This window comes from Streptomyces sp. NPDC041108 (assembly GCF_055592645.1).
On the sequence record NZ_JBVIYK010000010.1, the window covers coordinates 313,478 to 328,755 of the forward strand.

Consider the following 15,278-nt stretch of genomic DNA (forward strand, 5'->3'; position numbering starts at 1 on the left):
CCCCGCGGCACCCTCCGTGGTCCCACGTCCCCGCGGCACCCTCGCGGTCCCGCACCTGCCCGGTACCGTCCCCGGTCCCGCGCCTGCCCGGCACGCTCCGCGGCTCCACGCCTGCCCGGCACCGCTGCCGGGAGGCTCGCGACCGCCGTCCCGTCACGCCTCGGCCAGCGCTGCCAGGGCCCTTCTCCCGACCTCCCGCCCGATCGGCAGGGACGCGGTCGCCGCGGGGGAGGGCGCGTTCAGCACGTGTACCGCGCGCGCTCCCTCCCGGATCATGAAGTCGTCCACCAGCGTCCCGTCCCGGAGCACGGCCTGGGCCCGCACGCCCGCGGCCGTGGGCACGAGATCCCCCTCCGAGACCGCCGGCAGCAGCCGCCGCACCGCCCCCGTGAACGCCCTCTTCGACACCGACCGGCGCAGCTCCCCCGCCCCGTACCGCCAGTGCCGGCGGGCTATCCGCCAGGACCCGGGCCACGCCAGCGTCGCCCCCAGCTCACGCATCCGTACGGTCCCCCAGGCGTACCCCTCGCGGGCCAGCGCCGGCACCGCGTTGGGGCCGACGTGGACGCCGCCGTCGATCCCGCGGGTCAGATGCACCCCGAGGAACGGGAAGGCCGGATCGGGCACCGGATACACCAGTCCGCGGACCAGCTCGGGCCGCGCCAGCTCGAAGTACTCCCCCCGGAACGGCACGATCCGCATCCCGGGGTCGTCCCCGGTCATCCGGGCCACCTCGTCGCAGTGCAGCCCGGCGCAGTTCACCAGCACCCGCCCGCGGACGACGCCGCCGCCCCGGATCCGGACGGCGACCCCCAGCGAGGCCCGCCGGTCGATCCGCTCGACCTCGGCGCCGTACCGGATCTCGGCGCCGGACGCCCGCGCGAACTGCCGGGCGACCTCCACGTAGTCGCAGATGCCGGTGGTGCCGACGTGTATGGCCGCGAGCCCGCGCACCTCCGGTTCGTACTCGGCGATCTGGGCGGCGCCCAGCTCCCGCACCGGGATCCCGTTCTCCCGGCCGCGCTGGACGAGGGCGTGCAGCCGGGGCAGCTCCGACTTCTCGGTGGCCACGATGAGCTTCCCGGTGACGGCGTGGTCGATGCCGTACTCGGCGCAGAACTTGACCATCTCGGCGGCGCCCCTGACCGCGTACCGCGCCTTCAGCGAGTCCGGCCGGTAGTAGATCCCGCTGTGGATGACGCCGCTGTTCCGCCCGGTCTGGTGCCGGGCCGGGCCGGGCTCCTTCTCCAGCACGGTGACCCGCGTGCCCGGCGCGGCCCGCGTGATCGCATACGCCGTCGACAGCCCGACGATCCCGCCGCCGACCACGAGCACATCGCAGTCGTACGCGCCCTGCCTCCGCACGCGCCCCACCTCCCGACTCCGATAGTGCACTGCACCACTGACAATGCCCTCAAACCCGGAAGACGTCTTCATGGCCTCGGTCACGTCACGGACGCCGGTGCCGGGGCCGCGCCCCGTCAGGGGAGCGGGGAACCGCGCGACAAGCCACGTACAAACCCGCGGCCGCCGAACAAGGAAGCGACCCAGCAGACCACTGGGCGCCCACCATCCCTACGCCGGCGTCATCAAGAGCGGCCGCGCCCTCTCCCGCAGCTCGATCACCCGCGGCTCGTCCCCGTACGGCTCCAGCCGATGCAGGAGGTCCTTCACGTACTCGGTGGTGCGCGCCGAGGAGATGCGCCCCGCGACCTCCACCGCCCGCACCCCCTGCTCGCATGCCGCGTCGAGGTTGCCGGACTCCAGCTCGGCGACCGCCGACACCACGAGCCGCAGCCCGTGGGAGCGTACGAACTCCTCCGTCGGCCGCGACAGCGCCTGCTCCGTGAACCGGCGCACCTGACGCGGCGCCTTGAGGTCCCGGTAGCACTCGGCCGCGTCCGCGGCGAACCGGTCGTAGCCGTAGAAGCCGAGCCAGCTCGGGTCGTTGTCGCCGTCGCGGGCCCGCTCCAGCCAGCCCTCGGCGGCCTTGAGGGCCGCCCCGGCGGCCACCGCGTCGCCCGCGCGCGCGTGGGCCCTCGCCTCGACGAGCCGGAAGAAGCTCATCGTGCGCGCGGTGGCCAGGCCCCGGTTGCGTTCGAGCGCGGCCTGCGCGAGGTCGACGCCCTCGTCGCCGAAGCCGCGGTAGGTGGCCTGCAGCGACATCGTGGCGAGCACGTACCCGCCGAGCGGTACGTCGGCCGCGGCCCGCGCGAGCCTCAGCGCCTGGATGTAGTACCGCTGGGCCGCCTCCTGCTGACCCGTGTCAAAGGCCATCCAGCCTGCGAGGCGGGTGAGTTCCGCGGACGCTCCGAACAGCGCGCGGCCCACCTCGTCGGAGTACGAGCCGAGCAGCAGCGGTGCGGCCTCGACCCGCAGGCATTCCGGCACCATGGACGAACGCCAGTCGCCGCCTCCGTACTTGGAGTCCCAGCGCCTGGCGTCCTCGGCGGCCTCGCGCAGTTTCTGCACGTCGCTGTGGCCGACCTTCAGCGGCGACCCGGAGCCCTCCGCGGAGCCCGCCTCGCGCGCCACCGAACTGTCGGCCGGGGTTATCAGCCAGCGCGAGGCGGGTGTGGCGTACGCGCTCACCGCGAACGATCCGGCGAGGGACTGCCAGATGCCGCCGGTGCCCGCGCGGCGGCCGGCGAGGTCGAGGCGGTACAGCTCCGTCGCCGCGCGCACCGCCTGTCCGACGTCACGGGGGAAGGCGAGGCCCACCTCGGGGGCGGGGTCCGCGTCCGCCAGGCCGATCTCGTGGAGCGGCACCGGACGGCCGAGCTTCTGCCCGATCGCGGCCGCGATGAGATGCGGCGCGGCACCCTGGGGGACCATGCCCTTGGAGACCCACCGCGCCACCGAGGTCTTGTCGTAGCGAAGCGTCAGCCCGCGTTGGGCGCCAAGGTCGTTGACGCGACGCGCGAGTCCTGCGTTGCTGATTCCCGCGAGGGCGAGAACGGCGCCGAGTTTTTCGTTCGGCCCGCGTTGCTCCCTGGACATTGCGCCACCCCTCGAACAGACGGCTGCCGCGGCGGCATAGGCACGCGGCATTCGTAAACCCAGCGTAGTTCGCCGCATCCCAAGCGTTAAGGGGCGTAAATCCGGATGGCGGGATTGTGGTCCGTACGAAAGTGCGGGCGCAGCACGGAGGGTGGTGATGTGCTCCCGATGTGTGGCCGTGCGCCTGTCCGTGCGCTCTACTCCGGCCACCGGGGGAGCGGTTCCATGGTGGTGCGTGGGTCGGCCCGCTGTACTGGATCCAGTGGGCTGGGGGACACCGCCGCCTACATCCCCGCGGGTGGCGGACCGGTCCGGGAGGCGAACTCCGCCTCCCGGACTGTGCGTTGACGCTGTGTCGTCATCCGGGGCGGTACGGCGGGTGTGCCGACTTCGCCCTTCGAGGACGATTTGGCCGAAAATCGACGGTGGTCGTCGAGCGTGAATACCGCTCCGACCACGCCTGTTGAGGGCGCGTTAGGTGTTTTGGGGGAGCGTACCGGGGGCGCATTCGCGTCGTAGACCCGGGGTCCACCTGGATGGACCACCCCGCGTCCAGGCCGACTTGAGGGGACGACGGGGGAGCGTTCAGGGCTCCCCGGGGGCGCACTCGGCGGTGCGCAAGCCGGACCACACGCCTCCGGCAGGCCTCCTTCGTGGCAGCATGGGGACCGTTCGTACGGTGCACCGGTTGTCCACAGCCTGTGGAGGCGTCGATGCGGTGGTTGGTGGGATGGAGCAGTACCGCCGCTGGCGCGCCCGCCTTCGGTTCCGCCGGCGCGACCGGACCCGACGGTGAGAGCGTGCACCCGGTCGGCTCCCACCTCCTGTGGGGCGACCCCGACCCGCTGTGGGCCGTCGGCGACTGGCGCCCCGACGAGGTGCGGGTCGTGACGGCCGACGTCCAGACCAGGATCGCCGTGCTCGGCATCTGCGGTGCCACCGACGAGCAGCTGCGCGTGGGCCTGTTCGCGGCCCGGGGCGGCGCCCTGCGCCACCTCACCGCCTGGCCCGGCAGCTACACCGCCGTCGTCCAGGTCGGCCGCCGGGTGACCGTCTGCGGCGACCTCGCGGGCGCCCGCCCGGTCTTCCACACCCCCTGGGCGGGCGGCACGGCGTACGCGACGGCCGCCCTCCCCCTCGCCGACCTCGTCGAGGCCAACCTCGACTTCGGGCACCTGGCGGCCCTGCTGGCCGCCCCCGACGTGCCGGACGCCCTCCAGGACTCCACCCCGTACGACGGCGTGCGCCGCATTCCTCCGGGGCACGCACTGATCCTGCGCGCCGGGGCGCGTGAGATCGCCGGCTACGAGCCGGTCGCCTCCCTCGCCGTCGCCGCGCCCTCCGCCGACCCGGACAGCGCCGTGGACGCCGTCCGGGACGCCCTCGTGGAATCCGTGCGGGTCCGGCTCTCCGCCCCCCGGCACGTGCCCGACGTCGACCCCGGCCCGGTCCCCGGCATGGGCCCCGCCGAGCGCCGCGCCGCCCGCGGCATGCCCGTCCCCGGCATCGGCGCCGATGTCTCCGGCGGCCCCGCCTCCGGCACGCTCGCCCTGCTCGCCGCCGGTCTGCCGGGCGCCCCCGGCACGGTCCTCGGCCATGGCACGGGCGCCGGCGAACGCCTCCTCGCGGTCACCTTCAACGACCTGGTCACCTCCGGCCGCGAGACCGAACTGGAACGCGCGGGCACCCTCGCCGCCAACCCCCGCCTCCACCACGTGGTCGTGACCGGCGGCGAGGAGGTGCTCCCGTACGCCGACCTCGACGTCCCCCTCACCGACGAGCCCGGCCCCTCGCTGGTGACGGCCGCCCGCCACCGCGCCCGCCTCGCCTCCGGCAGCGCGGACCACTTCACCGGCTACGGCGCCCGCCAGGTCCTGGACGCCCACCCCGCCCGCCTGGCCGACCTCCTGATGGACCGCAAACGCCGCCACCTGGTACGGCCGGTCGCCGCCCTCGCCAAGGCCGACGGCTCGGTGATGGTCCCCGCGCGCGTGTACGGCGCGGCGCGGAAGCTGGCCCGCACCCCGTACCGCTCCGGCGTCGAGGTCCTCGCCGACCGTCTGATGCAGCGCCGCTTCGAGGAGCCCGGTGGCGCGGTGGGCGCCTCCCTGGCCGCCCTCACCTGGGCCAGACCGGGCCCGGCGGCCCGCTGGCTCACTGGCGAGGCCCTGGCAGAAGTATCGATTCGCCTGGGTGCGACGACGGGCCGCTCCACCGTCGGCCCCGGCCAGCGGCCCGGCGACTTCCGCGCCCGCGCGGCCCTGGCCCGGCACGCGGCGGACCTCCGGATCCTCGAACAGGCGGTGGAGATCCGCTCCCAGCGCCTGCACACCCCCTTCCTCGACAACCAGGTCGTCCGCGCCTGCCGCGCCCTCCCCGAGGCCCTCCGCGTCCAGCCGGGCGCCCGCGCCGCGATCCTCCGTACGGTCCTGGAGGGCGCCGGCGTCACCGACCTCCCGCCCGGCTGGGGCGCCCCCTCCCACGCCACCTCGCACGCCGCCGCCCGCACCGGCCTCCGCGTGGCCGCCGACACCCTGATCACCCTCTTCGACACGCCCCTGCTCGCCCAGGCGGGCATCGTCGAGGCCAGAGTCGTCCGCAAGGCCCTCCGCGCCGCCGCCGAGGGCGAACCCCTTCCGCTCGACGGCCTCGCCGACCTGGTCGCCCTCGAACTCTGGCTGCGCCGCCTCCTCGCCCGCCGAGGCACCTGCTGGACGGGCACCCCCGCCAGACAGCGCGCCGTACCCGCCGGCATCACCCCCCAAAGAGGCGCCCTGGGCACGGGAGCGACAGCACGACACGTCTGACCTGCCGGCACGCGGGCCCGGTGGCGAACGGCCGGGCCCTCAACCGCAGCTGAACCGCGAATCCGCCCAGTCCGCCAGCACCGGCAGGTCGAAGGGGCTGTGCGGCTCGACGACCAGCCGTACCGTCTCCCGCCCGCCGAGAGCCACCCGTACCGGCAGCGCCGGATCCCCGCCCCGTACCGGACCGGACCTCCACAGCCGGACCCCGTCGCCGTAGACGGAGAAGCGGACCTCGCCGAGGCCGTGCGTCAGGTCGTCGACGCCGACCAGCGCGTCGTACGCCTCGCACCGGCGGTTGAGATCGATGGTCACGGAGGAGCGGCCGTGCACGGTCACCCCGTTGCCGTAGTGCTTCCCGGCGATCGACAACCCGTACCGCTGCCAGACCCAACCGCTCTCCGCGAGCCGCATCTCGGGTGCGGTGCCGTCGCCGAGGATGCCGTACCGCAGCTCGTTCCACCGGTAGACGGCCGGGGGAGCGGGCGGGGCCGGGGACGACGGCGCCGGGGTCGGTGTGGGCGACGGCTTCGGAGCGGGAGTTGGGGTCGGCGTCGGCGTGGGAGGGGGCGTCGGCTCGGCGGCCGGTGCCGGGGTCTCGGCCCGTGACGGCGTGGGCGACGGCTTCGGCGCCGGTGACGGCCTGGACATCGGCACCACCCTCGCGGGCGCGCCCCGCGCGGGCGTGTCCCGAGGCGTCGACGGATCCGGCCGCGGCGCGGCCACGGCGGGCCGCGAGGCGGACGGCCCGGCGGACGGCTCCCCGGACCGCACGTCGTCGCCCGTCAGCGCGAGCGCCACCGCCGCGGCGACCATCCCGGCCACACTCACCGCGATCCCGGCTTTCGCGGGTCCGCCGAGCCCTTCCGCGGCGGCCCCGCCGGCACCCTTGCCCGCCGCGGCCGCCGCACCGACGGCCCCGGCCCCGGCGCCCCCGGCGACGAGCGCGGCGACCTTCGCGTACCCGGCCGCGCCGAACCAGCCGATGACCGCGACCGGTACGACGGCCGGGATCCCGCTCGCGACCTCCTTGATCTGCCCGGCGGCCAGCCGGCACGCCGCGCACTCCTCCAGATGCGCGCGCAGTCCCCGCTCGGCCCGCCTCCGCAGGCTGCCACGCGCGTACGCACCGAGCCGGTCGGCGTAGCGCCCGCACTCCCCGGGGGCACCGGCGAGCGTGGCGCTCACATGGGCCTGCAGATACGCCTGCTTGAGTCCCTCCCGCGCCCGGCTGGCCAGGACCCGGGTCCCGTTGGCGTCGAGCCCGAACAGGGTGGCGACCTCGCTCGGCGACTCGTCCTCGACCTCGGTGTGCCACAGCACGGCCTGCCAGCGCTCCGGAAGCGAACGGAACGCCCGCATCGCCATCGACTGCTCGGCCTCGTGCATCGCCCGCACGTCCGCGCCGAGATCGAGCGTGTCCGCGTCCGACACCTCGGCGCCGCGCGACGCCTGGGCCGCGAACACCGCGAAGTCGTCGACCAGCTGCTCCCGCCGGGCGGAACTCGTCCACGTCGCGGCGACCCGCCGCACGGACGTCAGCAGATAGGCCCGTACGGCGTGCTCCGGCCCGGCGCCGCCCCGGACCGCCTGCAGCATGCGGGCGAAGACCTCGGCCGTCAGGTCGTCGGCGGTGTGGGCGTCCCGGCAGCACGTCCGCGCGTACCGGCGCACGGCCTCCGCGTGCCGCCGGTACAGCTCCTCGTACGCCGAGTCGTCCCCGGACCGCATCCGGTCGATCAGGTCGGCGTCGGAGGGCGCCCGAGGTGGCAGCACCCCGGAGTCGAAGCGGTGCCACTGCGCCGGAACCCCGCGCCCCCCTTGCTCGGGCACCTGAGGCCCCGCCTGCGCCCCGGCCGCCACCGTCTCCGGTCCCGGCTCGTCCCGCCCGTCAACACCCATCGCGGAAGCCCCCGCCGCCGGCCGACCCAGTCCCCAACACCAGGGCAGAGTGCCATATTGGCTTTTGTTCAGCCCCCGGTACTACGGGCATACCACTCGTCCGAGGGGGCTTCCCAGACCTCAGAGCGACGATTCACCCGTACGAGTAACCCGAGTCCCGGAAGAGGCGCGGGGAACGGGCAGGGGCACGGGGAACAGGCAGGGGCACGAGGAACGGGCAGGGGAGAACAGGCAGGGGCGGCGCGGGGTGAGGACACCACCCCGCGCCGCCCCTGGGGCGAAACGTCACCCGGTCACGGTCACGAAGGCCGGGACCGCAACCCCTCCAGCAGAATGTCGAGCAGCCGAGCGGACGCGGCAGCCTGCTGCGCCGCGTCCGGCAACGCCGGCGCTCCCGTGGCGATCACCAGCAGTACATCCGCCACGGTCACGTCCTCGCGCAGCTCACCGGCGCCCCGAGCCCGCTCCACCAACTGCCCCACGACCTCGAGCAGTGCCGAAGCACCGGCATCGTCCACGGGCCCACCGGAACCGGTGGTGCCCACGGCGGAACCGGAGCCCGACTCCGCCGGGACCAGCCGAAGCTCGGCCGACGCCTGCACCCGCTGCTGCGGCACCCGCGCCTCGTCCACGACGATCCCGCCGATGTCGTCGGACCCGTCCTCGGCGACCCCGACCCGCAGCACCTGCGGCGGCAGCAGCCGCCCGGCACCCGAGGCCACGGACGTCCGCAGGAACCGCGACAGCGCCTGCCACGGGTCCTCCTCCTGGCCGAGCGCCACCCTGGCCTGTTCGGTGAGCCGAGACGTCTCCTCCTCGGCTATCCGCCGGACCAGGACGTCCTTGCTCGGGAAGCGCCGGTACACCGTGCCGACACCGACCCGCGCACGGCGGGCCACGTCCTCCATCGGCGCGCCGTACCCCAGCTCACCGAACACCTCGCGCGCCGCGCGCAGCACGTGCTCGAGGTTGCGCTGTGCATCCACGCGGAGGGGAGCGGACCGCACTCCCTCACCGCGTCCGTTGCCGCCCGCCGAGCCCATCGCACCACCGGGTGCGATGGTGGACGCGGACGACCAATGGGACTCCTGAATATGCATACGTGTTCCCCCGGTAATGACGTCTCCCCCCGGAGACTCTCCCCGTCATCGGAAGCCGGAGCGGCGGAACGAGCGTCCAAGGTCGTCGGTGGTCGCCGACTTCCTTCGTCGGCAACCCGGTCCCCGAGCCGGACCGCCCGTCGCGGACCACTCGGAAAACGGACCCGAACCCCAGATCCACGACCTCGACCCCGGACTCGACCGAACCTCTTGAACGCATCCCCCTACACCCCGTCGACACACGAACATAGTTGAGAGGGAGTCAATTCAGAAGGGGCACGTTCCGCACGGAGCGCCCCCTGATCGGAGTACGGGCGGTTTACGTCCGGTTTGCGCCCCCTCCTGCCACCCGGCTCACACCATCTGACCTGCACACCTGCCGCGCACACTGGTGAATCGGCCATCTCCGCGCGATTGTGGAGACCGGTCACACAAATTGCCGGGCCTGTGGACAAACCAGCGAGCAAGGTGCGTCATGGGATGGTGAAGGAACCGATGCGCATTCTCATCGTCGGCGGCGGTTACGTCGGGCTGTACACAGCGCTGCGCTTGCAGCGACAGCTGAAACCGGAACTCGGACGTGGCGACGTCGAGATCGTCGTCGTGTCCCCCGACCCTTATATGACGTATCAACCCTTCCTTCCGGAGGCGGCGGCGGGCTCCATCTCGCCCCGACACGTCGTCGTGCCGCTGCGCCGCGTCCTGAACCACTGCAAGGTCGTCATCGGCGAGGCCACCGCGATCAACCACGCCAAACGCATCGCGACCCTCGACACCCTCGCCACCGAGGAGGAGGGCACGGAGGCCGAACAGCTGACGTACGACGAACTCGTCCTCGCCCCCGGCTCCGTCTCGCGCACCCTGCCCATCCCCGGGCTCGCGGACTACGCCATCGGCTTCAAGACCGTCGAAGAGGCCATCGGCCTGCGCAACCACGTCATCGAACAGATGGACATCGCCTCCTCCACCCGCGACCCCGCGATCCGCGACGCGGCCCTGACCTTCGTCTTCGTGGGCGGCGGCTACGCCGGCGTGGAGGCGCTCGGCGAGCTGGAGGACATGGCCCGCTACACCGCGCGGTACTACCACAACGTGAAGCCCGAGGACATGAAGTGGATCCTCGTGGAGGCCTCCGACCGCATCCTCCCGGAGGTCGGCGAGGAGATGGGCCGCTACACGGTCACCGAACTGCGCCGCCGCAACATCGACGTACGCCTGCACACCCGTCTCGAATCGTGCGCCGACCGCGTCGCCGTCCTCAGCGACGGCGCTCGCTTCCCGACCCGCACGGTCGTCTGGACGGCCGGTGTGAAACCGCACCCGGTCCTCGCCGCCACCGACCTCCCGCTCAACGAGCGGGGCCGCCTGAAGTGCACCGCCGAGCTGACCGTGGAGGGCGTCGCGCACGCCTGGGCCGCGGGCGACGCGGCCGCCGTCCCCGACGTCACCGCCGAACCTGGCAAGGAGACCGCCCCCAACGCCCAGCACGCCGTACGCCAGGCCCGCGCCCTCGGCGACAACATCGCCCGCTCGCTGCGCGGACAGCCCCTGGAGAAGTACGCGCACAAATACGTCGGCTCGGTCGCCTCCCTCGGCCTGCACAAGGGCGTCGCACACGTCTACGGGCGGAAGCTCAAGGGCTACCCCGCCTGGTTCATGCACCGCGTGTACCACCTGAGCCGGGTGCCGACCTTCAACCGCAAGGCCCGCGTCCTCGCCGAATGGACCCTCTCCGGCCTCTTCAAACGAGAGATCGTCTCGCTCGGATCACTCGAACATCCCCGTGCGGAGTTCGAACTCGCGGCCGGTGGAAAGCCCCCGGAGGACCCGAAGGGGTCGTCCTGACCCGATCCAGGAACTCCACCGACCGGGCCGACGTCTGACGGATGTCGGTCCGGTCGGCCAGACTGGTCCGCGACGTGATCCATGATCCCGGGCGGGGCCACTCCTCGCCCACACGTACCCACGACCAGGCATCCCCCACCGCCGCACCCGGGGCGACAACCCCCGGGCCACGGCCGGATCCGGAGCCGGCCACAGACGACAACACGAGGCACGAGGCAAGGATTCGGTGAACTTCACGCGCTGGAGCGCCCGGCTCCCCGGTACGCAGCGCCGCGCCGCAGCGCGGACCGAACACACGGTCAACCCGGACCGGCGGGGGGACGGATCCGTGCCCGCCGCCCGCGCCGAACGGCAGACCGACGACCCCCCGGACGACACCCACGCCGTACCCGCCGTCGACGACCTCCCCACCCGCGAGATCCTCGACCGCATCCCGGCCCTCGTCGCCCTCGTCCACGGCTCCGACCACCGCACGGCCTACGTCAACGACGCCTATGCCGCGGCCTTCGGCGCCCGCCCGCTCGGCGAACCCGCCCGCAAGGCCCTGCCGGAGCTGGACGACCTCGGCCTCCTCCCGCTCCTGGACCAGGTCCTGCGCAGCTCCAAGCCACGCACGGTCAAGTCCCGCAAGGCCGCCGGCGGCCGCAGCTACACGATCACCTGCACCCCGGTCGCCGTACCCAGCGGCGCCGGGCAGAGCGACGGCGGTGTCCTGATCTTCGCCGCCGACGTCACCGACCACGCCGAGGCCGCCGAACGCCTCCGCGCGAGCGAACGCCGCCAGCGCGAGACCGCCGTCACCCTCCAGCGCTCCCTCCTCCCCCAGGAGCTGGAAGAACCCGACGACCTGCGCATCGCCGCCGTCTACCACCCAGGCGGCACCGAGACCGCCGTCGGCGGCGACTGGTACGACGTCATCACCCTCGGTGGCGGCCGCACGGCCCTCGTCATCGGCGACGTCATGGGCCGCGGTGTGCGCGCCGCCGCCGTCATGGGCCAGCTGCGCACGGCCGTCCGCGCCTACGCCCGCCTCGACCTGCCCCCGCACGAGGTGCTCCAGCTGCTGGACGGTCTCGCGACGGAGATCGACCCCAACCAGATCGCCACCTGCGCCTACGCCGTCCACGACCCCAACGAGGGCCGCCTGGTCTACGCGTCGGCGGGCCACCTGCCCATCCTCGTCCGCGACGAGAGCGGCACGGTCCTGCGCGCCGACGAACCGACCGGCCCTCCGCTCGGCACCGGCGGCTGGACCCACGCCTCCGGTTCGATTCCCCTCGGCCCCGGTTCCACGGCCGTCTTCTACACCGACGGGCTCGTGGAGCGCCGCAACGAGGACCTGGACGAGGGCATCGCCGCCCTGGAGCGCGCCCTGTCCGGTGCCACCGGCACTCCGCAGGTCGTCTGCGACCGCCTCGTCCGCTCGACCGGCGTCACCGCCGACCACGACGACGACGTGGCCGTACTCGTCCTCCAGCACCCCGCCCGCGTCGGCCCTGACGGCGAACTCTTCCGCAACGCCGCCCTGGAGCTCCTCGGCGGTGTGGAAGCGGCCCCCCGCGCCCGCGCCTTCGCCTCCGGCGTCCTGACCAGCTGGCGCTTCCCGCCGGAACTCCACGACCTGGGCGTCCTGGCCGCCAGCGAACTCGTCGCCAACTCCCTCCAGCACGGCACCCCGCCCATGCGCCTGCGGCTGCGCCGCACCGACCGCCGCCTGATCGTGGAAGTCACCGACGGCGACGACCACCTCCCCCGCCGCCGCAGAGCCGACCCCGCGGACGAGTCCGGCCGTGGTCTCGCCATCATCGGCACGATCGCCTCCGACTGGGGCAGCCGCCGGACGCCGGGCGGCGGCAAGGCAGTCTGGTGCGAGTTCGCCCTCCCCGGCCGCACGTCATAGGACGTGGTCGGGTGCGGGTGCGTGGCGGCCGGTCGCACAGTTCCGCGCCCCCGGAACAGCGGGAACGCGGGGAACTGTGCGAGAAGCCCCACCGGGCGGACGTCCTTCCGGGCGGACGGTTCGGGGGCCGAAGGGGCGCAGCCCCTGGTGGACGGGAAGGGTAGGGGCGGCGGGGGCGAGAGGCCCTACGCCGACACGACCCCCGGCTGGGACGCCGGCGTCGCCCCACCCCGGGCCACCACCCGACTCGCCCCGAGTCCCGGCTGATCCTGCACCGCGCTGAGCCGCCGTCCCAACCGCAGCGCCAACATCGTGATACCCAACGAGAACAGCAGGAACGTCACGACGTACGGGGCGTGCAGCGAGGCGCCCATGGGCCCACCCACGGCCGGCCCGACCGCCAACGCAAGCTGCTTCACCAGCGCGAACGCGGAGTTGTACTGCCCTGCCATCCCCGGCGGCGCCAGATCGGCCACCAGCGGCGCGACGGTCGGCGACAACATGGCCTCGCCCAGACCGAACAGCGCGTAGGTCGAGACGAACGCGGCGGTCGCCATGGTCTCGCTGGTCTGTCCCAGTCCGGCGAACCCGGCCACGCCCCACGCGACGGCCCAGATCAGCCCCACGGCGGCGATCACCCGAGACCGCCGACGCCGCTCCACGAACCGCAGCACCGCGAACTGCGCGATCACGATCACCGCCGTGTTGGCGGCGAGTGCCGTGCCGAGGGCGGACGTCGATATCCCGGCCGCCTCGACCCCGTACGCGCTCAGACCCGACTCGAACTGCCCGTAGCAGGCGAAGAACAGCACGAAGCCCAGTACACACAGCTGCACCATGGCCCGGTTGCCGAGCAGCTGCTTCCAGCTCCCCTTGGCGGCCGCCCCGGTGACGGACACTCCTGCGACCTCGGCGGTGCGAGGCACTCGCACGGTCGCCATCACACCCACGAGCAGCAGGAACATCGCCGCCTGTATGGAGAACAGCAGGACGAACGACCCCGCGCGCGAGGCATCGACCAGGTGCCCGCCTATCAGCCCGCCGACCCCGAGCCCGAGGTTCTGCAGGAAGAACTGCGTGGCGAAGGCCCGGGACCGGTTCTCCGCGTGCGAGAAGTCGACGATCAACGTCGCGAGCGCGGGCTGTGTCACGGCCTGTCCGGCCCCGAGCGCCGCCGCGGACAACAGCACGGTCGTCGCACTGGTGGCCAGCCCGAGACTGAGCGACCCGACGGCAGCGGTGACCAGGGCGGTGAGCAGCACGGGAAGCGGGCCGCGCCGGACTATGGCCCGCCCCGCGAAGGGCAGCACCACGAGTGCTGCCACGGCGAAGACCGCCAGCACCAGCCCCGCCGTCGTCGCACCGAGATCCCGCACCTGCGCCACATAGACGTACAGATACGGGACGGTGAAGCCGAGTCCGAACGCGCCGAGCGCGTTGCCCACGTGAATCCGGCGCATCGCTGCGCCCGTCCCCCTGGTCACGTTCACCTGCCTAGGTAAGGGAAGCCCTCAGCTCAAGGGTTAGGACTGAAGACTTCGAAGCTAAAACTTAGAAGGTAAACACTATACCTCGAAGGACTTCGATGCCAAGCGGCGTCGTGCCATACTTCGCCCATGGGCGACACCCCCGGCACCTCCGGCAGCGCCGAGCCGACACTCGAAGAGCAGATCGCCGCCTACCAGCGCGAGTTCCAGGACCTCGACCCCCAGGTCGAGAAGATCGTGTCGGCACTGTCCCGCCTCAACCGCCGCATGAACGTCGCCTACGGCCGCCAGACCTCCGCGCTCGACATCAGCAACGCCGACTGGGAGGTCCTCAAGGCCCTCGTCCTCTCCGGCGCCCCGTACCGGATGGGCCCGAGCGAACTGGCCAAGCGGCTCGGCCTCACCCCGGCCGCCATGACCCACCGCATCGACCGCATGGTCGCCGAGGGTTTGGTGACCAGGGACCGGGACGAGAGCAACCGGGTGCGCGTCATCATCGAGCTCACCCCCGAGGGTCGCGAGAAGTGGCTGGAGGCCATGCGCCTCGCCTCGGTCTTCGAGGAGGACCTTCTGCAGGACCTCTCCCCTCTGGAGCGCACCGTCCTGGGCGAGGTCCTGACCCGGCTCCTCCGCCGCGTCGAGCACGCCCAGCCGGACGCCGGCGGCCGCCTCACCGACCTCGACTGAGCGGTACGGTCGAGAGCACCCGAGGTTTGGTCGCGGGCCACCCGGGGGAGGCTTGACAGTCCACCCCGCGATCCGTAAAGTTCTTCGGGTTGCCACGGAGCCTTAACGGTTCTGCGACAGCACCTCCGCCGCCTCGAGCGGCACACAAACCAACCAGTGCGACTCCCAGTCGGGATGAATTCGGCGTGCCCGAATGCAATTCGATTTGGGTTCGACAGCCCCGATTGGGAACTGTCGAGCAGATCCGCTAAGGTTTGGAACGTCGGAACGGCCCAACAGCCGCGAGGACAAAGCCCGCTGACTGGGAATCAGGCCCGAAAGGATCTGATAGAGTCGGAACCGCCGGAAAGGGAAACGCGAAAGCGGAAACCTGGAAAGCACCGAGGAAATCGGATCGGGAAACGGTCTGATAGAGTCGGAAACGCAAGACCGAAGGGAAACTGCCCGGAGGAAAGCCTGAGAAGAAGTTCTCGGGTGAGTACAAAGGAAGCGTCCGTTCCTTGAGAACTCAACAGCGTGCCAAAAATCAACGCCAGATATGTTGATACCCCGT

At 72.7% G+C, this 15,278-nt stretch carries 9 protein-coding genes; 4 read left to right on the forward strand and 5 right to left on the reverse strand.

The features are described 5' to 3' along the window. Window positions 1-153 precede the first annotated feature (153 nt). Together lhgO and ACZ6BB_RS27770 are read right to left on the reverse strand one after the other, a co-directional pair. Window positions 154-1,365, reverse strand: coding sequence for an L-2-hydroxyglutarate oxidase (lhgO, locus tag ACZ6BB_RS27765; RefSeq protein WP_471617855.1), 1,212 nt, complete (start codon window positions 1,363-1,365; stop codon window positions 154-156). Between the two features lie 210 nt (window positions 1,366-1,575). Continuing rightward, window positions 1,576-3,000: a hypothetical protein gene (locus tag ACZ6BB_RS27770; RefSeq protein WP_013002548.1), complete on the reverse strand. Its 1,425-nt coding sequence runs from the start codon at window positions 2,998-3,000 to the stop codon at window positions 1,576-1,578. Between the two features lie 713 nt (window positions 3,001-3,713). On the opposite strand from ACZ6BB_RS27770, the gene ACZ6BB_RS27775 reads away from it, so the two are divergent. Continuing rightward, window positions 3,714-5,807: an asparagine synthase-related protein gene (locus tag ACZ6BB_RS27775; RefSeq protein WP_471617856.1), complete on the forward strand. Its 2,094-nt coding sequence runs from the start codon at window positions 3,714-3,716 to the stop codon at window positions 5,805-5,807. A gap of 39 nt (window positions 5,808-5,846) precedes the next feature. Here ACZ6BB_RS27775 and ACZ6BB_RS27780 read toward each other — a convergent pair whose 3' ends face one another. Together ACZ6BB_RS27780 and ACZ6BB_RS27785 are read right to left on the reverse strand one after the other, a co-directional pair. Then, window positions 5,847-7,706 carry a sigma-70 family RNA polymerase sigma factor gene (locus ACZ6BB_RS27780; protein WP_471617857.1) on the reverse strand — a complete coding sequence of 620 codons (1,860 nt, stop codon included), beginning with the start codon at window positions 7,704-7,706 and terminating at the stop codon, window positions 5,847-5,849. Window positions 7,707-8,005: 299 nt separating this feature from the next. Continuing rightward, a complete protein-coding gene (locus ACZ6BB_RS27785) occupies window positions 8,006-8,806 on the reverse strand; it encodes a TetR/AcrR family transcriptional regulator (RefSeq protein WP_471617858.1) in 801 nt (266 codons plus the stop codon). A gap of 480 nt (window positions 8,807-9,286) precedes the next feature. Between ACZ6BB_RS27785 and ACZ6BB_RS27790 the strand changes: the two genes are divergently transcribed. Both ACZ6BB_RS27790 and ACZ6BB_RS27795 read left to right on the forward strand, forming a co-directional pair. Beyond that, window positions 9,287-10,651 carry an NAD(P)/FAD-dependent oxidoreductase gene (locus ACZ6BB_RS27790; protein ID WP_037725814.1) on the forward strand — a complete coding sequence of 455 codons (1,365 nt, stop codon included), beginning with the start codon at window positions 9,287-9,289 and terminating at the stop codon, window positions 10,649-10,651. A gap of 226 nt (window positions 10,652-10,877) precedes the next feature. Beyond that, window positions 10,878-12,551 (forward strand): ATP-binding SpoIIE family protein phosphatase, encoded by a 1,674-nt coding sequence (locus ACZ6BB_RS27795; protein WP_471617859.1) that lies wholly within the window; start codon window positions 10,878-10,880, stop codon window positions 12,549-12,551. A gap of 185 nt (window positions 12,552-12,736) precedes the next feature. On the opposite strand, the gene ACZ6BB_RS27800 is transcribed toward ACZ6BB_RS27795, so the two are convergent. Then, window positions 12,737-14,011: an MFS transporter gene (locus ACZ6BB_RS27800; protein ID WP_471617860.1), complete on the reverse strand. Its 1,275-nt coding sequence runs from the start codon at window positions 14,009-14,011 to the stop codon at window positions 12,737-12,739. A gap of 156 nt (window positions 14,012-14,167) precedes the next feature. On the opposite strand from ACZ6BB_RS27800, the gene ACZ6BB_RS27805 reads away from it, so the two are divergent. Next, window positions 14,168-14,725, forward strand: coding sequence for a MarR family winged helix-turn-helix transcriptional regulator (locus ACZ6BB_RS27805; protein WP_471617861.1), 558 nt, complete (start codon window positions 14,168-14,170; stop codon window positions 14,723-14,725). Window positions 14,726-15,278: the final 553 nt, after the last annotated feature.

Bases quoted from the DNA above. Each gene is read 5' to 3' on its own strand.
- ACZ6BB_RS27790 (WP_037725814.1), top strand. From the start codon at position 9,287: ATGGTGAAGGAACCGATGCGCATTCTCATCGTCGGCGGCGGTTACGTC.
- ACZ6BB_RS27780 (WP_471617857.1), bottom strand. From the start codon at position 7,706: ATGGGTGTTGACGGGCGGGACGAGCCGGGACCGGAGACGGTGGCGGCC.
- ACZ6BB_RS27770 (WP_013002548.1), bottom strand. From the start codon at position 3,000: ATGTCCAGGGAGCAACGCGGGCCGAACGAAAAACTCGGCGCCGTTCTC.
- ACZ6BB_RS27805 (WP_471617861.1), top strand. From the start codon at position 14,168: ATGGGCGACACCCCCGGCACCTCCGGCAGCGCCGAGCCGACACTCGAA.
- ACZ6BB_RS27785 (WP_471617858.1), bottom strand. From the start codon at position 8,806: ATGCATATTCAGGAGTCCCATTGGTCGTCCGCGTCCACCATCGCACCC.
- ACZ6BB_RS27800 (WP_471617860.1), bottom strand. From the start codon at position 14,011: ATGCGCCGGATTCACGTGGGCAACGCGCTCGGCGCGTTCGGACTCGGC.
- ACZ6BB_RS27775 (WP_471617856.1), top strand. From the start codon at position 3,714: ATGCGGTGGTTGGTGGGATGGAGCAGTACCGCCGCTGGCGCGCCCGCC.